The organism is Candidatus Binataceae bacterium, from assembly GCA_035508495.1.
Taxonomy (GTDB): domain Bacteria; phylum Desulfobacterota; class Binatia; order Binatales; family Binataceae; genus JASHPB01.
The window spans coordinates 1-23,763 of the sequence record DATJMX010000038.1; the positions used below are offsets into that span (position 1 = coordinate 1).

The 23,763-nt window shown below is 60.9% G+C and carries 19 protein-coding genes; 9 read left to right on the forward strand and 10 right to left on the reverse strand.

Translation table 11 applies throughout. From position 1 onward, the window contains the following. The coding region (locus VMA09_12855; protein HUA34491.1) for a thioredoxin-like domain-containing protein at positions 1-1,376 on the forward strand (1,376 nt) is incomplete at its 5' end. A gap of 9 nt (positions 1,377-1,385) precedes the next feature. On the opposite strand, the gene VMA09_12860 is transcribed toward VMA09_12855, so the two are convergent. Further along, a complete protein-coding gene (locus VMA09_12860; GenBank protein ID HUA34492.1) occupies positions 1,386-1,796 on the reverse strand; it encodes an EVE domain-containing protein in 411 nt (136 codons plus the stop codon). 80 nt (positions 1,797-1,876) lie between these two features. Here VMA09_12860 and VMA09_12865 point away from each other — a divergent pair, with 80 nt between their 5' ends. The 5 genes from VMA09_12865 (at position 1,877) to VMA09_12885 (ending at position 7,619) form a co-directional block, all read left to right on the forward strand. Further along, positions 1,877-2,776, forward strand: coding sequence for a DNA-formamidopyrimidine glycosylase family protein (locus VMA09_12865; GenBank protein HUA34493.1), 900 nt, complete (start codon positions 1,877-1,879; stop codon positions 2,774-2,776). 104 nt (positions 2,777-2,880) lie between these two features. Continuing rightward, positions 2,881-4,413, forward strand: coding sequence for a hypothetical protein (locus VMA09_12870; protein HUA34494.1), 1,533 nt, complete (start codon positions 2,881-2,883; stop codon positions 4,411-4,413). A 119-nt stretch (positions 4,414-4,532) separates the two neighbouring features. Beyond that, positions 4,533-5,750 (forward strand): choice-of-anchor D domain-containing protein, encoded by a 1,218-nt coding sequence (locus tag VMA09_12875; protein HUA34495.1) that lies wholly within the window; start codon positions 4,533-4,535, stop codon positions 5,748-5,750. A gap of 75 nt (positions 5,751-5,825) precedes the next feature. Beyond that, complete coding sequence (locus VMA09_12880; protein HUA34496.1) at positions 5,826-6,641, forward strand: hypothetical protein; 816 nt, start codon at positions 5,826-5,828, stop codon at positions 6,639-6,641. A gap of 105 nt (positions 6,642-6,746) precedes the next feature. Beyond that, positions 6,747-7,619 (forward strand): hypothetical protein, encoded by an 873-nt coding sequence (locus tag VMA09_12885; protein ID HUA34497.1) that lies wholly within the window; start codon positions 6,747-6,749, stop codon positions 7,617-7,619. 22 nt (positions 7,620-7,641) lie between these two features. Here VMA09_12885 and VMA09_12890 read toward each other — a convergent pair whose 3' ends face one another. The 5 genes from VMA09_12890 to VMA09_12910 form a co-directional block, all read right to left on the reverse strand. Next, positions 7,642-8,643, reverse strand: coding sequence for an NAD(P)-dependent oxidoreductase (locus VMA09_12890; protein ID HUA34498.1), 1,002 nt, complete (start codon positions 8,641-8,643; stop codon positions 7,642-7,644). Positions 8,644-8,684: 41 nt separating this feature from the next. Continuing rightward, positions 8,685-9,671 (reverse strand): hypothetical protein, encoded by a 987-nt coding sequence (locus tag VMA09_12895; GenBank protein ID HUA34499.1) that lies wholly within the window; start codon positions 9,669-9,671, stop codon positions 8,685-8,687. 87 nt (positions 9,672-9,758) lie between these two features. Next, positions 9,759-10,613, reverse strand: a complete 855-nt coding sequence (locus VMA09_12900) for a hypothetical protein (GenBank protein HUA34500.1) — start codon at positions 10,611-10,613, stop codon at positions 9,759-9,761. Further along, the gene (locus VMA09_12905; protein HUA34501.1) at positions 10,610-11,368 is read right to left on the reverse strand and encodes a DUF2092 domain-containing protein; all 759 of its coding nucleotides are present in this window, start codon (positions 11,366-11,368) and stop codon (positions 10,610-10,612) included. Before VMA09_12905 ends, VMA09_12900 begins: the two co-directional genes overlap by 4 nt. Before the next feature lie 126 nt (positions 11,369-11,494). Continuing rightward, on the reverse strand, positions 11,495-12,193 hold the full coding sequence (locus tag VMA09_12910; GenBank protein ID HUA34502.1) for a class I SAM-dependent methyltransferase: 699 nt from the start codon (positions 12,191-12,193) through the stop codon (positions 11,495-11,497). Positions 12,194-12,331: 138 nt separating this feature from the next. On the opposite strand from VMA09_12910, the gene VMA09_12915 reads away from it, so the two are divergent. Then, on the forward strand, positions 12,332-14,464 hold the full coding sequence (locus VMA09_12915) for an acetate--CoA ligase family protein (protein HUA34503.1): 2,133 nt from the start codon (positions 12,332-12,334) through the stop codon (positions 14,462-14,464). 121 nt (positions 14,465-14,585) lie between these two features. On the opposite strand, the gene VMA09_12920 is transcribed toward VMA09_12915, so the two are convergent. Then, on the reverse strand, positions 14,586-16,139 hold the full coding sequence (locus VMA09_12920) for an NAD(P)/FAD-dependent oxidoreductase (GenBank protein ID HUA34504.1): 1,554 nt from the start codon (positions 16,137-16,139) through the stop codon (positions 14,586-14,588). 243 nt (positions 16,140-16,382) lie between these two features. Between VMA09_12920 and VMA09_12925 the strand changes: the two genes are divergently transcribed. Both VMA09_12925 and VMA09_12930 read left to right on the forward strand, forming a co-directional pair. Next, positions 16,383-17,558, forward strand: coding sequence for a YCF48-related protein (locus VMA09_12925; GenBank protein ID HUA34505.1), 1,176 nt, complete (start codon positions 16,383-16,385; stop codon positions 17,556-17,558). An 18-nt stretch (positions 17,559-17,576) separates the two neighbouring features. Further along, a complete protein-coding gene (locus VMA09_12930) occupies positions 17,577-19,961 on the forward strand; it encodes an MMPL family transporter (GenBank protein HUA34506.1) in 2,385 nt (794 codons plus the stop codon). 1 nt (position 19,962) lies between these two features. On the opposite strand, the gene VMA09_12935 is transcribed toward VMA09_12930, so the two are convergent. From VMA09_12935 to rpsO, 3 genes are all read right to left on the reverse strand, one after another. Next, positions 19,963-21,225 carry a pitrilysin family protein gene (locus VMA09_12935; GenBank protein ID HUA34507.1) on the reverse strand — a complete coding sequence of 421 codons (1,263 nt, stop codon included), beginning with the start codon at positions 21,223-21,225 and terminating at the stop codon, positions 19,963-19,965. A gap of 3 nt (positions 21,226-21,228) precedes the next feature. Continuing rightward, a complete protein-coding gene (gene pnp / locus VMA09_12940) occupies positions 21,229-23,319 on the reverse strand; it encodes a polyribonucleotide nucleotidyltransferase (protein ID HUA34508.1) in 2,091 nt (696 codons plus the stop codon). Positions 23,320-23,465: 146 nt separating this feature from the next. Next, the gene (rpsO, locus tag VMA09_12945) at positions 23,466-23,735 is read right to left on the reverse strand and encodes a 30S ribosomal protein S15 (GenBank protein HUA34509.1); all 270 of its coding nucleotides are present in this window, start codon (positions 23,733-23,735) and stop codon (positions 23,466-23,468) included. Positions 23,736-23,763: the final 28 nt, after the last annotated feature.

Here is a 23,763-nt window from a genome sequence, read left to right on the forward strand (position 1 = left end):
GCCGCGTGGTGATTCTCGACTTCTGGACCGAGGGCTGCATCAACTGCATCCAGATCATTCCGACACTGCGGCGCATCGAGGAAAAGTATCCCGACCAGGTCGTCGTGATCGGAGTTCACTCACCGAAGTTCGCCAACGAGACAAAGGCCGCGAGCGTGCGCGACGCGATCAGCCGTTACGAGATTCGCCATCCGATCATTCACGACCCCGATATGAAAATCTGGCGCGAGTACGGCGTGCAGGCATGGCCGACGCTGGTCGTGATTGGTGCGGACGGCAGCGTGCTCGGCTCGATTCCTGGCGAGCCCGATCCTGATCGTTTGATCGCGGCGCTCGACAACGTCGTCGCGACTTCCCGCAAAGCGGGCACGCTCAAGCCCGCGGCGCTCGATCTCGCGCCGGCGCCCGAACCCAAGGGGCGCTTCCTCTTCCCGGGCAAACTCAAGCCGGTGCCCGGTGCCGAAAAACGATGGGCGTTAGCAGATGGCGGGCACAATCAGATCGTCCTGCTTGACGACCGCGGCAAGGAGCTCGCGCGTTATGGAAATGGCGATGCCGGATTCGCCGACGGTGCCGCAGCGCAGGCAGGCTTCAATCATCCGCAAGGCCTCGCCGGGTCGCACGATGCGATCTTCGTCGCAGATACCGAGAACCACCGCATCCGGCGCATCGACCTCGCCTCGGGAGCCGTCACGACTCTCGCCGGAACGGGACAGCGCGGGATGCCGATTGGCGCAGTGACTCCCGGTCACACGACGGCTCTCGCCTCGCCGTGGGACCTTGAGCTTAAGGGCGATGAGCTCTACTTCGCCAACGCGGGAACGCATCAGATCGGCGTGCTCGACCTGAAGAGCGGAAATGTCGCGGCGCTCGCCGGAACCGGCGAAGAAGGATTGCGCGACGGCCGCGCATCGTCGGCCTCGCTCGCGCAGCCGAGCGGTCTCGCACTGAGCACTGATGGCCAGACGCTCTATCTCGCGGACAGCGAGAGCTCTGCAGTCCGCGCGATCACTCTGTCAAAAGATCCGCAGCTCGTGACGCTGGTGGGCGCTGGTCTCTTCGATTTCGGATGGATCAACGGAGATTTTCGTAAGGCGCGCTTGCAGCATCCGCTGGGAGTTGCTGTCGACGGTGATAGCGTGCTCGTTGCAGACACCTATAACAGCGCGATTCGCAAGCTCGAGCTGAAGAATCACGAAGTTGCCGATTTCGACGGCGGCCAGTTCACGTGCATGGATCCGGTATGCGTTCCGACGCGCGAGCCGGCCGGGATCGTCGTCGACACACCGGATCGAATCCTGCTCGTCGATACCGGCAATCATCGCATCGACGAGTATCGGCCGTCCGAAAAAACCTACCACACCTGGGCGCGCTAGCGGCGTCGTTCAGATTTTCGCCTTGGGCGCGTGCTGGCGGACGAACTCGACGAACTTTTGCGGCGCCGCCATCGTCGACAGCCGCCCCTGGCGCACCAGAGCCCAGTCGTCGAACTCTTTCGATTGCTTGATCTGGGCGAGAGTCACGGGCGGATCGACGCGGCCGAGCAGTTCGAGGTCAACGACCGCTGACTTCGGATTTTTCGGATCGTCGCGCGGCTCCGACTTCACTTGCGCGATCCCAACCACGCTCGACAGCCCGCCGCTGTGATAGATGAACACCTTGTCGCCCGGGCGCATGTCGCGAATCGCGCGCACCGCCTGCGGATTCGTCACGCCGTCCCACGTGGTCTTGTGGTCGCGCTCGAAATCCTCGATCGAGTAAGTATCCGGATCCGTTTTCGCCAGGAAGTAGTTCATCGGCAATCCTCATGTCTGGTTTCGCATTATATCTAACACGAGCGGCGCTGAGTTAGTCGTTATGATATTGACGATCTCGCATGCCTGAACTGCCCGATGTCACCGTTTACGTGGAGGCAATACGCCAGCGCACCCTCGGCCACAAGCTGATGCGCGCCGTCATCAAGTCGTTATTTCTTTTGCGCTCGACGCAACCTCCTCTCGCCGACACCTACGGCAGGACGATCGACGACGTGCGGCGCCTCGGCAAGCGGATCGCGATTGGCGTCGAGGGCGATCTGTGGCTCGTGCTGCATCTCATGATCGCCGGCCGCCTTCACTGGAACACGGCCAAACCCAAGATGGGCAGCAAGAATGTGCTCGCGGCGTTCGAGTTCGACAACGGATGGCTGTCGCTCACGGAAGCGGGAACGCAGCGGCGCGCCGCGCTGCACGTAGTCGCCGGCGAGGAGGGACTCGCGTCGCTTAACGCGGGTGGAATCGAACCGCTCGAAGTATCGCTCGCGGAGTTCACGACGGCGCTGCGCGCATCGAATCATACGCTCAAGCGTTCGCTGACCGATCCGCACATCTTCAGCGGCATCGGCAATTCCTACTCCGACGAAATTCTGCATCGCGCGCAGCTCTCGCCAATCGCGATGTCTACCAAGCTTCGCGACGAAGAGGTCGAGCGGCTCTACGAGGCGACACGCGCGACACTGATCGAATGGACCGATCGTCTGCGAAATGAAGCTCGCGGCGCGTTTCCCGAGAAGGTCACCGCGTTCCGGCCCGAGATGGCTGTGCACGGCCGCTACGGTCAGCCGTGTCCGCGATGCGGCTCGAAGGTCCAGCGTATCCGCTACGCCAGTAATGAGACGAATTATTGCGCGCGATGCCAGACCGGTGGCCGCCTGCTTGCCGATCGCGCGCTTTCGCAGTTGCTGCACGAAGATTGGCCGCGCACGCTCGACGAGCTCGAAGCGCGCCAACATCGCTGAGCGCCCTCGCGTTCCATTGCACGTTGCCATCGACCCGTGCCGATCGTACATTAGGCGCCCACATTGAATCTCTGCGGAAGCTCCGCGCGAAGATAGTTGATCGCATGAAATCGAAGACCAGTTTGTTCGGCCTGCTGGCACTGTTTGCCACGGCCATTGCACTGACCGCGCCGCCGGCGAGGGCGGCTTCGTTGGCGTTCGTTGATCCGGTGAGCGCGCTGCTGAACGGCCCCGCCATCACGAGCGATGTCAATCAACTGGCGACTGGCGGCACGGCCGTGGAAGGTATCGGAGGCGACGGCGTGAGTCAGATCGTCGTCCGCGTGAGCGCTGACTCGCCGGGCGAGCAGTTCACGTTCCAGATCTTCAACGATCAGAATCAGCCCAGTACCTCGACCGCGAACGACGGCGCGCTCGGCGCCATCGGCGGCGGCAGCCCAAACCGGAGTCAACTAATTGTCACCTCAGTATCGACATCGAGCGGGCCGATGGCATTTGCGATCTATCGCGCGCCGATAGATTTCCCGCGTCCGGGCGGCGGCGATGCCAACGCCGCGCAGCGCTCGGTCGCGATTCACTGGCAGGCCGCGGGCGCGCCGGCCGCGTCGAGCGAGAGTCTCACGATCATCCGGCCGTTAGTGGTGCTGGTGCATGGGCTGTGGGGCACGCCGAGCGATTTCGATAATTTCACGCCATTCCTGAGCGACCCGCGCTTTGCGATTCAGCGCGCCAACTTTTCGTTCAACATCGGCCACCAGATTGTCGCTTCGACGCCATGGTATTTCGACACCGACGCGGCCGACGCCAACTCGCTGGGCTTCAGCTACAACGCGCAGCAGATCACCAGCCAGGTTGACAACTTCATCAATGCGTTCAAGGCGGGGGCGAACCCGGCCGGCATAGCGGTCGCATCGGTGCAGGCCGATATCGTGGGCCACAGCATGGGCGGAAATATCACGCGGACGTTGCCGCTCGAGCCGTACTTCGCGAGCGACACGACCTTCGCCAGGGGTGATGTTCACAAATTGATTACAATCGACACGCCCCACCTGGGATCTCCGCTGGCTACGCAACTGCTGCTCGACGATAACGCCTGCGTGGCCGACACGCTCGCGGTGGCGGGGCTGTTCACCTTCCAATCGGTCGCGCTTTACTCGCGGATCCTGACGTTCTCGGGCGCGATGGGCGATCTCTCAGGCAACGGCACTGGCGCTTCGCTGAGCGCAGCGCTGGCGGCGCTCCAAGCGGATTCGACGGCACCGATCTACACGCCGGAAATCCCCACCGCTTTTATCGCCGGCAACATGAATCAGCAGCAGCTCGACGGCCTGGAGCATCCCGGTATTTTCGTCGACCTGCTCCGCGACGCATGCTTCGACGATACGCTCGCGAAGGATCTGACGGTCAGCGGATGGCCGACGGTGGTCAGCAACGCGAGCGACGCGATCGTGCCGCTGACGAGCCAGGTGAACAACCTTGCCGGTATCATCGCGGCTGCCGCGATCCACAGCCCGGGCGCCGAGGATTTGGGCTTCCTTGCGCCCAGCGCGCTGGACGCCGCAACTCCCAATCCGGATCGAACGGTCGATTTGCTCAACACTCCGTTGACCGACCCAACCTACGCGGCACTGAGGTAACGGAGATTATCGCGATGCATCCGGCGATTCGTTCCGCCTGTTCAAGACTTGGCTGGTTTACGTTTGCGATTGCGCTTCTCTATGCCGGCAACGTTCTGGCGGCGCCTGGGATCAGCATAATGAAGCCGGCGGCTGGCGCCGTCTTCAACTCCGGCCAGATGATCAATGTGACGGTGAGGGTCACGTCGCCGGGCTCGTTCCGGAGCTACGCGCTAATCGGCAATCATCGCCTGGGCGCGGCCGCACCTCTGAATGCATCCGGTACTCCAAGCTTCGCGCTGACGATCCCGGCCGAACAGCAGCCCGGACCCTACTTTCTGACTGTCATTGGCTACGGACCGGAGGGCACGGTCGTCGCGCAGGATGACGTCCAGATTCAGATCGAATCGCCGGCCGCGCTGCTGAACCTGATCGCGCCGGCCAACACGTTGACCTTCGAGGCGATCGGGGAACAATTGCCGCTGCAGATCGTGAGCGGCGCGCCGGGCGGAACGCCGCTCGACGTCACGCATTCGTCTCATCTCGCGTTCACGTCATCCAATCCCGCTGTGGGCATGGTCGACAGCAACGCGATGGTCACGGCGACGGCGCCGGGACAGGCCGCGATCAACGTGCAGCTCGATTCGGGCGGCAGCCTGTCCGTTCCGATCCGCGTACTCCCCGTGGCGCTGACTCCATCTGCAACCTCGCTCTCGCTCGCCAACGAGACGATGGGCGTGGCGGGCTCCAAAACACCGCTGACCTTCAAGAACACCGCGAACTATCCGCTGAGAGTTTTGTCGGTCGCTTCCTCGCCAGACTTCGCCGAATCGGACAACTGTATCGCAACGTCGCCGCTTGCTGTCGGCGGCACCTGCACCGTCAATCTGGTCTTCCGGCCGGTAGCTCAAGGCGCGCGGCCGGGCTTCTTGAGCATCGCCGACTCTGCCGTCGTCGCGCCAACACAGGTTACGCTGAACGGCGTCGGGACGGCATCGAAGAACGTCAGGGCAGCGGCACTTCCCAACGCGCTCAATTTCGGCGCGGTCGCTCCGGGTCATTCGAAATCGGCAACGATCAGGATCTTCAACTTCGGAACGGGCATGCTGAATGGCTACGTGCCGCCGCTGGCGGGCAGCTTCAGGATCGTAAAGGGCGCGGGATTTTTCAGCGTTGGACTGGGACGGGCGGCCGAAATCACACTGGCGTATAGTCCGCCGACGAATGCGGTCGCCGCGCAGCATCCGATCTTTTCGATACTCGAGATCGCCACGAGCGATCCGGCGGCGCCTTCGATTCCGATCAATCTCAATGCCGCAGTGGCGGCACCCGGCCGCCCTCCGATTCCGCCTCTCTGATCGCAAATCGCAAAAAGCTGGCGGACGCGGCGGCGACGCGCTATTTGCCTAGCATCGATAACCGCGGAGGACGCCATGGCAGCCACGATCGCGATGAATGATCTGAAAATCGACTACGCAAGTATCGAAGCCGCGCGCAAAATGACGGGCCTGCGTCTCATCCTCGGCGGCTATGCCGTGCCTGGTCCGTGGCGGGAAGCATGCAAAGGTATCTTCCACGTGAAGAAGATTCCCTTCGTCTCGGTGACTGCCGCGGGCAAGGACGGCACTGACAAGGAGCTCGTGGAATGGACTGCGCAAGCGAGCGCGCCGGTCGCGATCTGGAACGATGAGCGTCCGCGCTCGACGTGGATCGAGCAGCTCTATCTCGCGGAGCGGCTTGCACCGGAGCCGCGGCTGATTCCATCCAAGGAGCAAGATCGAATCCTGATGTTCGGCTACACCAACGAAATCGCCGGTGAGAACGGACTTGGATGGTGCAAGCGGCTGACGATGGCCGACGCGGCTGTCAACGACACGTCAGCGCCGGAAGCGACGCGCCGGACCTGGGGCTATATCGGAAAGAAATACGGCTACACTCCGGAGGCGGCGGCCGGCGCCAAAGCGCGCGTGATAGAGATTCTGAACCTGCTCGATCGCCGACTCGCCGAGAATCGCGCGCGCGGCAGCAGATTTTTCGTCGGTGACCATCTGACGGCACTCGATATCCATTGGTCGACCTTTGCCGCGCTCTTCAAGCCGATGTCTGAAGATCTGTGTCCGATGGCGACGGCGTTCCGCGGCGTTTATCGCGAGAGCAATCCCGAAGTTATGCGGGCGTTGACGCCAGCGCTGCTCGAGCATCGCGACTTCGTCTATCGCGAGTACCTGGAATTGCCGATCGTCTTCTGAGCGCCGCAATGCCTCAGCGGTTTTGCGATCGCCGCATTTGACTGCCCAGATCTGCCAGTATACAAGCAATCAGCTAATATTCTGGCTGACGTTGTGGAGGTCGCGGTGTCAAAATTGTCACGCGTTTTTGCTTCGGTCCTGGTCATCGCCGCGCTTGTTTCTGCAGCGCCGGCAAGTGCGCAGACGTCGTTCGGCCAGGATATCGTCGATTATTTCGTCAACTGGTTTCCGCGCGTCACGCGGATTCAAAGCGAACAACCGCATTGGGTCACCCCGCTAACGACGGTCACACCACGACTGGAGGAAGAGCTTCGCTACGACCAATACTGGCAGGCCAACAAGCTCGGCGCGGCGACCGACAACTACGGCGGCGGCAAAGGCCTTGAGCTGATACCATTCCAGAACACCGAAGTCATCCTCGGCATCCCTGCCTGGATCGCGCACACCGGACACATCGTCAAGAAGCCCGAAGCGACTGACGGATGGGCGGACGAGACCTTCCTCGTAAAGTACCGAATCCTCTCGGCCAATGAAGAGAACGGCAACTATATCCTGACCGCGTTCATGGGCTTCAGCGCGCCGACCGGCGACGATGACAACAGCATGGGCCATGCGACGTTCACGCCGACGATCGCGGGTGGCAAGGGCTTCGGCGATTTCGATGTTCAGTCTACCTGCGGAGTAACGTTTCCAAATGGCGGCGAGGACCGCCTGGGATGGCCGCTCGCCTGGAACACGGCCTTTCAGTACCACGTATTGAAGTACTTCTGGCCCGAGTTCGAAACCAACTACACGTGGTTCGCGCAGGGCAAGCGCACCGGGCAAAGTCAGCTTTTTTTAACGCCCGGAATACTACTCGGACGAATACCTATTCATGAGCGCGTCGGACTGACTATTGGCGCCGGATTCCAGGTCGCGGTCACCACTCACCCGGCCTACAACAACGCCGTGGTCCTGAGCGCGCGGATTCCTTTCTAAACCGCACGCCGCGCCGCGAGGTTCACTGACTCCAGCGCCGCTGCCACTCGGCGATAACCTGCGGATTACGCACGTAGAGTGGCGGCTCACCGCGCATGATGCGCTCGATGCTCTCGATCGTTGCCATCGGCAGCCGCTCGATCGATTCCGCCGTATGTCCGACCATGTGCGGCGTCAGGATCGCCTCGACGTCCGATAGTTGACGCAGCGGATTGTCCGATGGTGGCGGCTCGGTCGCGAACACATCCACCGCAATGCACTGGAGGTGCTTACTTCGCACCAGTGCCGCGAGTGCGGCTTCATCAACGATTCCACCGCGAGCAGTATTGACGAAGATCGCGCCGCGCTTGAGCGATGCCAACCGCTGCGCGTTGAGCATGCCGCGAGTCTCGGAGGTGAGCGGGCAAAGCACAGTCACGATATCGCTCGTGTGAAGCAGTTCGTCCAAGCCCACTTGCGATACTTCACGAGGCAAGTCCGATCGCGCACGCCGCGTGCAGGTCTGGAATCGGACCTCCCAGGTCGAAAGCCGCTTCACGATCGCGCGCGCAATCTGACCGAACCCAATTAGACCGATCAGCTTGCCCTTGAGCATGCGCGCCGTCACGGGCATCGGATGCGAGCGGCTTTCGCGCAGTACCATTTCGGATCCACGAAGGTCGTAGAGCGCGGCCAGCATCAGCATCACGGTCGCTTCTGCAAGGCTCTCGGTGTTCTCCGGAATCTGACCGTTGCCGACTACGATTCCGAGTTCCGTCGCGGCGAGTTCGTCAATCCCGTCCGTTCCCGTCACCGGCGACATCACAGCGCGCAGCCGCGGCATCGAGGCCATCAGGTCGCGGCTGACTTGCACGCCGAGTCCAATCAATACGTCGGCGTTAGCGCGGGCCGCGCGATCGGAAATGAATTCATTGATCCCTGGATAACGAGTGACGCGGTGGCCTCGCCCAAGAAGACCCGCCTGGATCGGGTTGTAGAGAATATCTACTCGAGCGGGCTCGACAATGAGTATATGACCCCGCATCGACGACGACTCAAATTATTCGAGCGCGATTCCCTGATCGGCTAGTTCGGGACCCAGGTCAGAGCACGGATTTCTCCGAACTCCCGGCGCAGTTTGGTCCACGAATCGCCAGCGTCCGTGCTCAAGTACACGTAGCCGTGGAGGCTGTTTGCCGCGATCACGTCGGGATTGGCGGGATTCGTGCCGAACCAGTAAATCACCGAGTTCGGCTCGACCGCCAAATCGCAGGCCTTCCAGGTTTTGCCGCCGTCGCGCGAGCGTTGAATCGCACCGCGTTTGCCGGGGATGAAATCGCCGTTGCCGACGAAGATCGTGTCGGGATCGCCGGGCCTCAGCGCGACGCCGCGGCAGTACGAGATCGCATCGCGCTCGGCAAAGCGCGGAAACGAATGCAGCGACCATGTGTGCGCTTCGTCGCTGCTGCTCCAGACGCCGTCGGGCGTCGTAACGAACACTTTGGAATCGGCCAGCGCGAGACCGTGGACGTCCTGATTCAGTTCCTTGTCGCCCATCTTGCTGTGATGCCAGGTCTTGCCGTCATCGCGGCTGCAATAGATACCGTCGATTTCGACGCCGACCCAGATGGTTCGCTTGTCGCGCGGATCAACAATGATGTTCGTCACCTTGGGCGCGCCGGCGAGGCATCGCTCGGCGATCGGCACCGCCATCTTCGCCCAGCTCTTGCCGCGGTCCTTACTGCGATAAACGCCAGGTTCTTTGGTGCCCGCGAAGATCGTGTCGGGCTCGCCGGGATGGTACGACGCGGACCAGATCTGCTTGCCATCCATCGGTGATTCGACGAGATCCCAGGTCGCGCCGTTATCCTCGCTCCGATAGAGACCCGCTTCGGAGCCGGCGAGAAGATGATGCGGATTGTGGGGAGATACGGCGAAGGCGCGAATCTGAATCTCGCCGGGCTCGGCCGAGAACGGCAGGTTCATCCTGCTGCGCCGCCAATGCTCGCCGCCGTCGGGACTGAACCACACGCCCGCGCCAACAGTGCCCACGCAAATCGTGAAGTTGTTCATCGCCGTCACCTCGCGCTGGGATTCGCTTCGGAAGCTAGCGACGGCGCATCGAAAAAGTCAAACGCAGGCGACAGCGCCCGCTCAGCATTATTGCGGCGGCGGACTCGGAACGTACGCTACCTGGCTGCCGCTGTAGAACGGGCGATAGTAAGTTCCTCCGGCGACATAATAAGTATTGCCGTTGACCGTCGTCGGATATGCATTCGGCGGAAGTGAGTAAAGCGTCGGCGGCGGAGCGTATGGGTTCGGCGGCGGATAGCCGTAGGGCGCAGGCGGCGGGTATCCGGGTGGGGGCGTCTGCTGGGCTTTCTGCTGCGAATTCGCCATCATTGAGCCCATCGCCATTCCGCCCGCGACCCCGAGCGCCGCTGCGCCCAGCGCTTCTCCGGTGCTCGAGCCGCTGCTGCCGCAACAGTCAGAATATGGATTCCCTGTGCCCCAATCATTGTTGACGGTGCTCATGGTCTGATTGTGCATCTGCTCTTCGGTGTGCTCTTGATTGGTTTGCAGGGTGTTTACTTCATTATACCGATTCTGCTGCTCCTGCGTCTGATTCGTATGATAGGTGTTGTAGTCATTCGCGGCATTCGGATGGTTTTGATCAGATGAAGTGCCGGACGTGCTGCTGCTCGAGCTGGAGCTCGAATTGCCCTGATGCTGCCAATTGGAATTGCCCTGATGCTGCTGGCCGCCGCCGTTTTGCCCCCAACCGCCGTGATCATCTTGAGAATGGGTGAAGCTGCCGCCGCCGAAGCCGTCGCCGCCCATGCCATGAAAGCCGCCGCTCCGGCCACCGCGATCGCCCCATCCACCGCCGCCGCCACCGCCGCCAAAACGGCTTCGATCCCAGGCCGAGGCAGTCAGCGGCTGCGCCGCTATCGCAAGCGCAAAACATAATGTCATCAAGGCCGGGACTTTGCCGATATGATTTTTCGATTTCATCGCGGCGTTTCCTTGTTGCTCAGGAAATCGATCTTTACGGCGTTCTTGGGAATCTGCGGGCTGAAGCGGCTCGCCGGGAACGCGCCTGGAAATTTCCAGTCCGATAGCACCGCGATGTATTCCGGTGAGCCGGGACGTGTGCGGTAGTTGATTACGATCTTGCGCGGCACTGGCTTGCCCGTGCGATCGAGCCATAGCTGCAGATCAGCCTGCGGGCCCGACAACGCAACGTGATCGCACTCGACGCCGTTTACATCGCCGCGCCCGATATAAGCGCCGTAGGTCACCTTTTTTCGAAAAGGAGCGCACGGGTCAGTGTAGGCCAGATCGGAGAGCGGAATAGTCAGATGCTTTTCTTCGGCGACTTGATTGATCATCGCGTCGATCGTCGTCGGCACGGCCGCGGTCGCATACATATCCTTGGCGGGATCGAAGATGGTCAAAGTGCTGCCCTTGTACCAGACCTGCTTGGCGCCAAGGTCGCTGCGGTAATCGACGGCGATTTCGTCAGGGCGCTGGAGCGCGAAATCCATCGCGCCCGCGAACTGGACCTTCACCGCCGAGGGCAGCACCTGGTCGAAAAGTATCTCGGCGTGGAAGCTGAACGCGTTTGCAGATCCGAGAGCGCTGCAGGATTGATCGATTAGCCTGGTCGCTTCGGGCGACACGTTGGGCAGACCAGCGGCGCGCGCCGGAACACAACGAAGCGCGAGCGCGAACACCGCAGCGCCGATCAGCGAAAGGCAGGTCTTCATTCCGTTGCTCCACCGTTCACGAACGCAGTCATCGAGTCAGACTCCCCGGCGACAGTTCTTCGATCCATAGCGGCTTTTCCGATCAATCGCACATTGGACTTTGGTGCAATCGCGAAATTGGGACGATTAAGATGGCGCCCGGACGGCGCCGGGCTTGGTGCCGGACAGCACAGCGAAGATGAGATTTCGATACGAGCACGATACTTCGACAAAGCCGGTCTCGCGCAACCATGCGAGCTGCTGACCTACGGTCGCGGGCATATCGCGCTTCATGCGCTCGAGGGTCGCATCGAGCTCGCGATCGCTCGCCTTCAACTCGCGCGCCCGCTTGAGCCACATCTGGCGCGCGCGCTCGTCGATCGCAGCGCCCTCGCCCGCGACCTGGTCGGCATTGATAAACACACCGCCGGGAGTGAGGAACTTGAAGATGTCGCCGAAGAGATGACGCTTGCCGCTGTCGGGCAAATGATAAATCGCCAGCGACGACACGACGGCGTCGTAGGACTTCGCGGGCGCGGCGGCCGCGAAATCGGCACTGACGAATTTGACGCGCTTGCCCAGCGGCTTCAGGCGCTGCCGCGCGCCAAGCAGCATCTCGGGCGTGAGATCGAAAAGCGTGAGCTGCGCTTTCGGAAACGACTCGGCGATCATCGCCGAGAGAAGTCCCGTGCCCGCGCCGAGGTCGAGCAACTCGAACCGCTGGTCGGCGGTGAACGGCAATAACTCGAGCGCCGTGCGATAGAGATCGTCGAAACACGGCACGAGCTTGCGCTGCGCCCGATCGGCGCTGTCGAGGCCAACCGGTGGTGCCTTGCGAACCGCCATTGCCTGCGAGTCTAGTCGAATCTGCGCGCCCGCTTCGAGACCCGCGCACGAGGGATTGCGCTGGATGGCATTCGCAGAGCCGCGCTATAGGTGAGGGTGGCCGTGCTCCGAGGGGCGGCCCCGAGAAAGCGAGGCCCGATGGATACCGATCGCACAAAAGTCAGTTCGATTCTCGATCGCGCGAAGGCCGAAGGCCGTAGCTCATTGACTCCGGCCGAATGCGGCGAGGTTTGCCGCGCCTACAGCATTGCGATTCCGACGCAGGCGATGGCGACCTCTGCCGCGGATGCGGTCAAATGCGCTGGGCAAGTCGGTTATCCCGTCGCGATGAAAATCGTGTCCGCGGACATCCTGCACAAGACCGAGGCCGGCGGCGTTGCGCTCGGGCTCGCCGACCCGCGCGCGGTCCAAGCCGCGTATGAATCGATGATCGCGAAGGCCAAGGCGTACAAGGCCGACGCGAAGATTGACGGCGTGCTCATCCAGCAGATGGCGCCGGCCGGTGTGGAGCTGATCGTGGGCGCATCGACGGATCCGAGCTTCGGCAAGGTGGTCGCGTTCGGCGTCGGCGGCGTGATGGTCGAGGTTTTGCGCGACATCACGTTCAGCCTCGCGCCGGCGAGCGTTGACGATGCGCGCAAAATGCTCGACGCGATTCGCAGCCAGGAGCTGCTCAACGGGATTCGCGGCGGTGCGGCGGTGAATCGGGAAGCGCTCGCGACCCTGATTCATAAGGTCTCGCGCCTCATCGATGAGAATCAGCAGATCGCGGAAATCGATCTGAATCCCGTTTTCGCATCAGCTCGTGGCGCGATCGCAGCAGACCTTCGGATCCTCGTCGATTTCGAACCGGCACCCCAGCGCTATCGCCCCTCGCGGGAGGAGATTCTGCGCGCGATGAATCGCATCATGCGCCCCGAGTCGATCGCGATCATCGGCGCATCTGCTGAAGATGGTAAAATTGGCAACTCGGTGCTGAAGAACCTGATCAACGGCGGTTACCAGGGCCGCATCATCCCGATTCATCCGAGTCTAGATTCCGTGCTCGGCCGCAAGGCTTATCGAAGTATCAAAGATGTTCCCGGCGACGTTGACGTGGCAGTGTTCGCGATCCCGGCGCGGCTCGTGGCGCAGGTCCTGCACGAATGCGGCGCGAAGAAGGTCGCAGGCGCAGTGCTGATTCCGTCGGGATTCGCCGAGACCGGCAACGCTGACCTCCAGCGCGAGGTGCTCGAAGCCGCGCGCCAACATGACATCAGGTTAATGGGACCTAACATCTATGGGTTTTACTACACGCCGAAAAATCTGTGCGCGACGTTCTGCACGCCCTACGACGTGAAAGGCAAGGTCGCGCTCTCCTCGCAGAGCGGCGGCGTCGGGATGGCGATTTTGGGCTTCAGCCGCTCGACGAAGATGGGCGTGTCGGCGATCGTCGGCCTCGGCAACAAGGCGGATATCGATGAAGACGATTTGCTGACCTTCTTCGAAGAGGATCCCGACACCGACGTGATCGCGATGCACGTCGAGGATCTGAAGGATGGGCGCTCGTTCGCCGAAGTGGCCAAGCGCGTGTCGGCGAAAAAGCCCGTCATCGTACTGAAGGCAGGGCGCACGTCAGCGGGCGCTCGCGCCGCGCGATCGCATACCGCGGCGCTCGCCGGCAACGATCGCATCTACGACGACGTGCTGCGGCAGTGCGGAGTCGTGCGCGCATATGCGCTCAACGACATGCTCGAGTTCGCGCGATGCCTCCCGATGATGCCGGCGCCGGCTGGCGAGAACGTGTTGATCATCACTGGCGCTGGTGGATCGGGCGTACTGCTCGCCGACGCCTGCGTTGACAATGGGCTCAAGCTAATGACGATGCCGCCGGACCTCGATCAGGCGTTTCGCAAGTTTATCCCACCGTTCGGCGCCGCGGGAAATCCAGTCGATATCACGGGCGGCGAACCGCCGACGACCTATCAGAATACAATCAAGCTCGGACTCGAAGATCGGCGCGTGCATGCGCTGGTGCTGGGATATTGGCACACGATCATCACGCCGCCGATGGTATTCGCGAGGCTGACGGCGCAGATCGTGGAAGAGATGCGCGCGAAGGGGATCAACAAGCCGATCGTGGCCTCGCTGGTTGGCGACGTCGAAGTCGAAGAAGCGTGCGCGTACCTGTTCGAGCGCAGCATTCCGGCATATCCATACACAACCGAGAAACCGGTAGCCGTACTTGGTGCAAAATATAAATGGGCCCGAGGCGCCGGTCTGATACGCTGATTTAGTATCTGACTAAGTAGTGTTCAATCTCTATTTTCAGTTCTGCACTATTCCGTCTTCGCCCTGATTTTTGAAACCCTCTCTCTGACCAGGGGGAGGGTTTCAGAGATTGAGACAAATATTAACGGGCGGCGACGTTTCGTTGATCTTCCTGCGCGCTTGGGATTGTCAGGTCAACGAGGTTAGTCCCAGTCGCAGCGCGGTGCGCGACTGCGATTGAGTATTGCGCGAGATCAGCGTGACGCGTGCGCCACCAATAGGCGATCGTGCTTTTCGGCCAGTTGTTGGTAATGCGGCCGCTTTCGAGTTTGTACCAGCTCTTTCCGGTCTTCGCCCAGACACTGTCCGCGAGTTCGCGCTGCACTCGGGCGTCGTAAGACGCCATCGCGGCATTGCGCAGGTTGAGCGCCTTGATGCCGGTGTGGTCCATCTTCTTGATTAAGTCGACTATGTAGTTGGTCTGGCATTCGATCATGAAGATGATCGAATTGTGCCCGAGATTGGTATTTGGTCCGTACATCAAAAAGAGGTTCGGGAATCCTGCGACCGAGATTCCGAGATATGCGTGCGCACCGTCCTTCCACTCTTCGTTGAGTGTGCGGCCACCCTCCCCCTGGATCGCCATCGGCGCGAGGAATGAGGTTGACTCGAAGCCCGTGGCATAGATGACGACATCGGCATCGATCGCGCGTCCGCCTTTTGTGACCACCGCGGTTTCGCTGAAATGATCGATCGGGTCGGCGATTAGCTCAACGTTGTCGCGATTCAGCGCCGGGTAATAGTCATCCGCAATAAGTATGCGCTTGCCGCCGATTGGGTAATCGGGAGTGAGCAGCTTTTGCAATTTCGGATTGCTGATCGCGGCGCGCAGATTCTCTTCGGCGGCGCTTCGCATCCGCGAGGCGACGAATTTATTGCCGGCGAACACCGGCCAGTTCATTTCGTGCTGCGCCCAGATGAGCCAACGGTAAAGCCGTGCGAGCCAGGGATGTTTGCGGAAGCGTTCCTTCTCGGCTTCGGTGTAATAGCGATCGCCGCGGGGCACCATCCAGTTCGCGCTACGCTGAAAGATCGTCAGCTTCGCCACCTTCGGCGCGATTTGCGGGATGAACTGGATCGCGCTGGCGGCGTTGCCGATCACGGCGACCTTCATGCCGGTGAGATCAACGTCGTGGCGCCATTTCGCGGAGTGAAACTGGATACCGCGAAAATCCTTGCAGCCCGCATACTCCGGCGTAGCGGGACGGTTGAGCTGGCCGACGCCGCTCACGAGGATATCCGCGACGATCTCCTCGCCCGCCGAGGTGCGCAGGCGCCAGACCAATTCGCTATCGTCCCATTTGGCTGATGCGATCTCGGTGTTGAAGCGGATGTGCTGGTAGAGATCGTAGCGGCGCGCGCAGTGCTCCATGTACTCGAGGATTTCCGCCTGCGGCGACCATTTGCGCGTCCAGTCGGTTTTCTGCTCGAACGAAAAGCAGTACGAAAACGACGGCACGTCGCAGGCCGCACCGGGATAAGAGTTGTCGCGCCAGGTCCCGCCGAGGCGATCGCTCTTCTCGAAGATCGTCAGGTTGTGCATCCCAATCGCCTTGAGCTGGATGGCGAGACAGAGTCCGGAAAATCCGGAGCCGATAATGGCGATGCGACGACCAGTGCGAGCGGGATTAGTCATACGCGAGCCTCCTCAAGCCTGCATCGATAGTGCAGAGCAAGTCGCCTGCCATCGCAGATTGCCGCGATGGCGAGGCAGTTCGATAAACAATCGTATCCTTCGGATTCATCGCAATCAAAACTGGCTCAATCGGGCGCATCGAATTCCAACCAGAATAAGCAGGGTCCGCGTCTACTTGCATTAGACATCTTGATCGTACGCAGCAGCCGCCCTAACATCGCACGACATAAGGGGAGGCTCTCGTTGTTCATCGCAAGAAACATCCAGTGGATTTCGCCATCGATTCGCCGATGGCGCGCGGCGCTCACGATCGTCCTCGCGGTAGCCGCGTTCGCCGTCTGCGGATGCCATCGCAAGGTCGCGATTCCCGAGTTGTCCCCGCGGCCAGTGGAATTCACCGACACGTTCTTCGACGTATGGCCGATGCATCCGGATCGCGCGTTCATTGCCGGCAGCCGCGGCAAGCTCCTCTACACCGCGGACGGCGGACAGCATTTCCAGCAGATCAATATCGGAACATCGCTTGCCGTGCTGGCAATCCAGATGGTCGATGACCAGAACGGTTTTCTCGCCGGTCAGGACGGCCTCGTGATGAGAACGCGCGACGGCGGGAAGAGCTGGCAGCGTCTCAACTCGCGCACGCGGCTGCATATCTTCGCGCTGTCCTTTCCAGATCGACTGCACGGATTCCTGGTCGGTGATCGCAGTCTCGTCCTCAGCACCAGCGATGGCGGCGAAACGTTCTTCAAGCGCCAGTTGCAACGTGTGTTTTCTGCCGAGCTCAAAGACGATTCGGGGGCATATGAGGAACCGGCTTATTACAGTGTCCAATTCGTGGATGACAATCGCGGCTGGATCGTCGGCGACGAAGGCCGCATCTGGAGCACCGGCAATGGCGGCAAATCGTGGCAGGAGCAGCAGTCGTCGCTGATGTCGCAATGGAAGCATGAGCTGAATCCGGGAGAGAAGCCTGAGTTCGCTGACTTCACTTTGCCGACTTTCTATGGCTTGTCGTTTCGCGATGCGCAGCACGGTGCGGCGTGCGGACTCGAAGGCTGGGTAGCTCAGACGGACGATGGCGGCGCGACCTGGCGCTTCGCGCATCAGGCAGACACGCCGGGTGGACCGCCGGACAATCGCATTCCGGGGATGGTGCAGGGGCGGGTGCGCGATCCGCTCTACTCAGTCGATCTGTACGGAAAAGCTGGCGGCGTTGCGACCGGCAATATCGGGACGGCACTGCGTCTCCAAGCTAATAGCGCCTGGGGACCTGATCAGACGGTTCCGCCGCGACCGGTACCTCTGACGCAAGTGCGGTTTTCCGACGAACTGCACGGCTGGATCGTCGGCTACTACGGCCTCATTCTACACACCATCGACGGCGGCAAAACCTGGCGCTTTTGCTACGGCCAGGGCTGAGGCGAACGCGAGGCGAGCATGACCTGGTATCGACTCGGAGAATGGATAATCCGCCGCCGCTTCATCGTGCTCGGTGCGATTACCCTGTTAACCGCGTTCTTCGGCTATTACGCATTGGATACTCAGTTGGTCACCAGCTTTGGCGACCTGATGCCGCAGAATCATCCTTTCATCAAGATCGCGCATAAGTATGAGGCCTACTTCGGCGGCGTCAACGACATCACGATAATGGTCGAAGCGCGCGAGGGTACTATCTACACTCCCAAGATCATCGAGAAGATCGCGCGCATCACGCGAAATCTGAATCTCGTCTACGGGGTTCGCTATGCGTCGGTCGAATCGTTTCTTACCGTCGAGGTTTTACGACCAATGGCGGCGGGAGTATTGATGCACGAGCCAATTCTGCCCGACGGAACGCTGCCGAAAACGCCTAAGGAACTCGATGAGCTGCGCAGCAACGTTCACAAGAACCCCGGACTAGTATTCGGAAACTTCATCTCGTTCGACGACAAGGCGGCCAAGATTACGGGAAGCTTCCTGGAATCGCAGCTCGATTATCGACGCATTTTCGATGAAACGAGAAAACTGGTGGTCGATCCCGTCAAGGATCCAACGGTGAACATCTACGTTGGCGGACAACCGATACTATATGGATGGGTTTACCACTATACGCGCCAGATATTGTCGATTTTCGCCGTTACGGTCCTCGCGTTGTGGACTTTACTCTATTTGTACTTTCACGATTGGCGCGGGGCGCTTCGGCCGACGATTTCTGGAATAGTATGCGCGATCTGGGGACTCGGTTTTATCCGCCTCATCGGCTTTGCACTCGATCCGCTAATCCTGGTGATTCCTTTTCTCATCACCGCGCGCGCGGTCAGCCATTCTGTGCAGATGCACGATCGCTACTACGAGGAATACTATCGGCTGCGCGACAAGAACCAAGCTATTCTGTCGGCCTTCTCCGAACTGTTCGTTCCGTCACTGTCGGGTATTCTCACCGACGCGTTTGGCGTGCTGGTGATTCTGCTGGTGCCGGTGGTGTTCCTGCAGCGTCTCGCGATAACTTCGTCGTTCTGGATATCGGCGATTATAGTCAGCGAACTGCTGCTGAATCCGATCATCTATTACTACCTGGAACCACCGCAGATCGATGTGATCGAGCGCCGGGAGAAGGGATATTACAAAAGGCTGCTCGAGCGAGTCGCAAGTGCGATGCTCGCGCCGCGTGGACGGAAGGTGACGATTGCTGCGACCGTGGCCGCGATCGCGATATGCGCAATCTCATGGACCGGTCTTAAAGTCGGCGACCCCAGCTCTGAATCGCAAATCCTATGGCCGAATTCACCTTACAACCGTGCGATGCGCGCGATTCAGCAGCAGTTCGGCGGTATCGAGCGATTCGTCGTGGTGGTCGAGTTCAATTCCAGAAACGTGTTGGACGATCCGCGGCTTTATCGCGTCATGGACGCCTACGAAACGTACATGGAGCGCGATCCGGGTGTCGCGGGAGCGTTCTCACTTTCCGATTTGCTTTCGAACCTCGGTCCTTCAGCCCACGGCTACGCGCCCAAGTGGAACATGTTGCCGACTACGCGCCGCACCATCGGAGAAATACTCTACACCTGGCTCGGGTTCGCCTCGCCGATGGAGACGGCGAGCATTCTGAGCCCCCGCCATGATGCAACGCAGATAACGATCTATTGCAAGAATCGCGAGGGCGACAATATCGAGCGGGTCGCGATGCGCACGCAGAGGTTCTTCGCCGATCCGGCGAACCAGGTGCCGGGCGTGGAATTCAAATTGGCCGCGGGAATCATCGGCGAGCTCGCCGCGGCAAATCAGGAAATCATCGACAACGACGTGCTCCTCAATGTACTGGCATTCGCGACCATCTATTTGATCATCCTCGTCACATATCGATCGTTCGTGGCGGGACTCTATCTGCTATTTCCGCTGGCGCTCGCGAATGCGGCGATCAACGCATACATGGGTGCGCATGATATCGGGATCAATATAGATACCCTGCCAGTAGTAACCGTCGGAGTTGGGTTCGGAATTGACTATGCGATTTATATTGTCAGTCGAATAATCGAAGAGCTGAACCAGGGATGCGATATCGCCGAGGCGACTTACAATTCGCTGATCACGTCGGGCAAAGCGGTGTCGTTCACCGCGCTTACGCTCGTCGCCTCAGTACTGTTCTGGTATTGGTCGAGTATCCGCTTCGACGCCGAGATGGGACTGATGCTCGCGATCTGGATGTTCGTGTCGATGCTGGGCGCAATGACTATTCTTCCGGTGCTGATAGTCACTTTCGACCCCGGCTTCCTGCATCGCGAGCAGGAGCGCGTCCGGGCCACGCGCCAGCGCGAGCAACTGCGCCCGACAGGTACTGCCTAGACTACGACAGCGGCGAGAAGACTTCGGACTTTACTTCGCGGCCTTCGAGATCGCCGAGCGTGACCAGCGCCATCTGATCGGCCTTGAACCACGACGAAGCCAGCTCGACGATCTGATCGTTGTTGACGTTGTCGATGGCCTGCGCCAGCTCCTGGATCGGGACGTCGCGGCGATAGTATATCTCATTGCGCGCGAGGCGATTCATGCGGCTGTCGGTAGATTCCATACCAAGCAGCATATTGCCCTTGAGCTGGCTCTTGGCGCGCGCGAGCTCCGGGGAAGTCAGGCCATCGTGCGCCAGCTTTTTCAGCTCGCCGACTGTGACTTCGAGCACTTCCTGAACCCATTCGGGATTGGTGCCTGCATAAATCGCGAAATAGCCACTGTCGATGTACGACGAGACGAACGAGTAGATCGTATAGACGTGGCCGCGATTTTCGCGCACTTCCTGGAAGAGCCGCGACGACATTCCGCCGCCGAGCGCGGTGTTCAGAACATATCCCGCGTAGCGCAGCGGATGGCTCTGCCCGATTCCGGGCGAGCCGATACACAGATGCGCCTGCTCGAGCTTTTTCTGCTGATTGATCAGGTAGTGGCGCGGTTTCGGCGCCACGACTGGATCAGGCTGGCCGTTGCCGGGGATCGATCCGAAAAGCCGCTCGCATCGCTCGACGAGTTTCTCGTGATCGACCTGTCCCGCGGCACTGATAAACACGCGTTCCGAGCGGTACCGCGCCTTCATGAAGGTTCGCAGATCGTCGCGATCGATACCGTTAACGGTTTCGACGGTGCCAAAGATCGGCGCGGCGAGCGGATGCCCCTTCCAGAAGTTCAAGGTGAAGAGGTCGTGGATGAAATCGTCGGGGGTGTCTTCGGCCTGTGATATTTCCTGCAGGACGACCTGGCGCTCGCGCTCGAGATCCTCAGCATTAAACACCGACTCGAGGAAGATATCGGCGAGCAGGTCGGTCGTCATGTCGAGGTCCTGGCCGAGGACCTTGGCGTAGTAGCAGGTGTATTCCTTGCCGGTGAAGGCGTTGAGCACGCCGCCGACCGCGTCGACCTCTTCGGCAATCTGCGCGGCGGTGCGCTTCGTGGTGCCCTTGAAGAGTAGATGCTCGATGAAATGCGAGGTGCCGTTTTCGGCCGGCGTCTCGTAGCGCGAGCCATTCTCCACCCAGATCCCGATAGTAGTCGACACCATGGTCGGCATCGACTCGGTCAGGATCCGGACGCCGTTGCTCAGGACGCTCTTTTTGACCATGCCCTACTTTGCCTGCGGTTCTTCCTGCGCCTCGCGCATCGACAGACGAATCTTGCCGCTGCGGTCGACGTCGAGCACTTTGACCTTGATTTCGTCGCCTTCGTGCAGCACGTCCTCGACGCGGCGGATACGCTCGTTGGAGATCTGCGAGATATGCAGGAGGCCGTCGGTCCCCGGCATGATCTCAACGAACGCGCCGAACTCGACGATCTTGCGCACCACGCCGTCGTAGATCTTCCCGACCTCGGGCTCGGCGGTGATCGCCTGGATCGCGGCGATCGCTTTTTCCATCGCCACGCCGTCGGCCGAGGCGATCAGCACGGTGCCGTCGTCCTCGATATCGATCTTGCAGCCGGTCTCCTCGACCAGGCCGCGGATCACTTTGCCGCCCGGGCCGATAACTTCGCGAATCTTGTCGGGCTTGATGTGAATCGTGACGATCCGCGGCGCGTAGGTCGACACTTCCTTGCGCGCCGAGGAGAGCGCCTTGTCCATCACGCTCAGCACGAAGAGCCGCGCGTCGCGCGCCTGATGGAGCGCCTGGCGCATGACATCCTTGGTGACGCCGCCGACCTTGTTGTCCATCTGGATCGCCGTGACTCCGGCCGCGGTGCCGGCGACCTTGAAGTCCATGTCGCCGAGGTGGTCCTCGTCGCCGAGGATGTCGGTAAGGACGCGCACTTTGTCGCCTTCCTTCACCAGACCCATCGCGATTCCCGCGACCGCCGCCTTGATCGGCACGCCCGCGTCCATCAGCGCGAGGCTGCCGCCGCACACGGTGGCCATCGAAGAGCTGCCGTTGGACTCGAGCACTTCCGAGACGACGCGGATGGTGTAGGGGAAGTCAGCCTCGTCGGGAAGAATCGGAATGAGCGCACGCTCGGCAAGAGCGCCGTGGCCGATCTCGCGCCGCGACGGGGCGCGCAGAAACTTCACTTCGCCGGTCGAAAACGGCGGGAAGTTGTAATGCAGCATGAACTTCTTGAACCGCTCACCCATCAGCGCGTCGATCTTCTGCTCATCCGACGAAGTGCCGAGCGTGACGGTTGCGAGCACCTGGGTCTCGCCGCGGGTAAAAACCGCGGAGCCATGCGTGCGCGGAAGCACCTGCGCCTGCGCACTCAGCGGACGAATCTCGGTCGATTTGCGATCGTCGATACGCTTGTCGTCGTCGAGGATCGCGGCGCGCACGCGGGTGCGGACCAGGTAGTCGCAGGCATCGATAAGCTCGCCCTTGCGATCGGGGAAGCGGCTGTCGAGCTCGGCGATTACCTTGTCGGAGAGCGCATAGAGCGCGTTTTGACGGCCGTGCTTGTCACCGATCGCGAGGGCCTTCTCGATTCCGTCGCCGATATTTTCGAGCACCGCGGCGACGAGGCCTTCATCGCGGGCCTTGGACTTGAATTCGCGCTTGGGCTTGCCGGCGAGGCGGCGCAGCTCGGCCTGCATCTCGAAGATCACGCCCATCTCCTGATGAGCGCGGAAGAGCGCTTCGACGATCGTCTCTTCATCGACGATTTCGGCGCCGCCCTCGAGCATCATGATTGATTCGGGATTGGCTGCGACGACCAGCGAGACGTCGCTCTCCTCGAGTTGACTGACTGTCGGGCTCACGACGATCTGTCCATCAACCCGACCCATGCGAACCGCGGCAACGGGGCCGCGATGCGGGATATCGGAGACTTCGAGCGCGGCCGAGGCCGCGATCAGCGCCAGCATGTCGGGATCGTTGTCGCGGTCCGCGGACAGGACCGTGACGATCATCTGGGTTTCCTTGTCGTAGCCCTTGGGGAAGAGCGGACGAATCGCGCGATCGATGAGACGCGAGGTCAGGATTTCCTTTTCCGAGGCGCGTCCTTCGCGCTTGAAAAAACCGCCCGGAATTTTACCGGCGGCGAAAGTCTTCTCGACGTAATCGACGGTCAGTGGCAGGAAGTCGACCTTGTCGCGGCTCTCATAGGCCGAGACCACGGTCGCGAGCACCATCGTATCGCCATATTGCGCCAGCACCGAGCCGTGCGCCTGTTTGGCCAAACGGCCGGTTTCGAGCGACAACGGCCGCCCGGCGAACTCAATCTCGAGTTTTCGGTACATCTAGTAACACCTGAGGGAGGACCTGGGTCGCAAACGCGTGGCGGAATATCCGCCGGGCACCGCAGAGGGCGCACCCTTGACGCCGGCCGGGCGGCCGGCTTGGGTCCGCGCGTCCGATAGTTGCGGCACGCGCGGCATTTCGCGACCTATCTCCGGATTCCGAGCTTTTCGATCAACGTCTTGTAGCGCCCGAAGTCGCGCGAATGCAGATAGTCGAGCAGCCGGCGGCGTTTGCCGACCAGGCGCAACAATCCGCGGCGCGTATGGTGATCCTTCTTGTGCGACGCGAGATGCTGCGTGAGCTGCTCGATGCGCGCCGAGAGGACGGCAACCTGCACTTCAGGCGACCCGCTATCGTTGGGGGTGCGGGCGTTCGCTTGGATTACTTCCCGTTTGAGGGCACTCGAAAGAGGCATCCGGAGTTCTTACTTTCCCTTTTCCTTT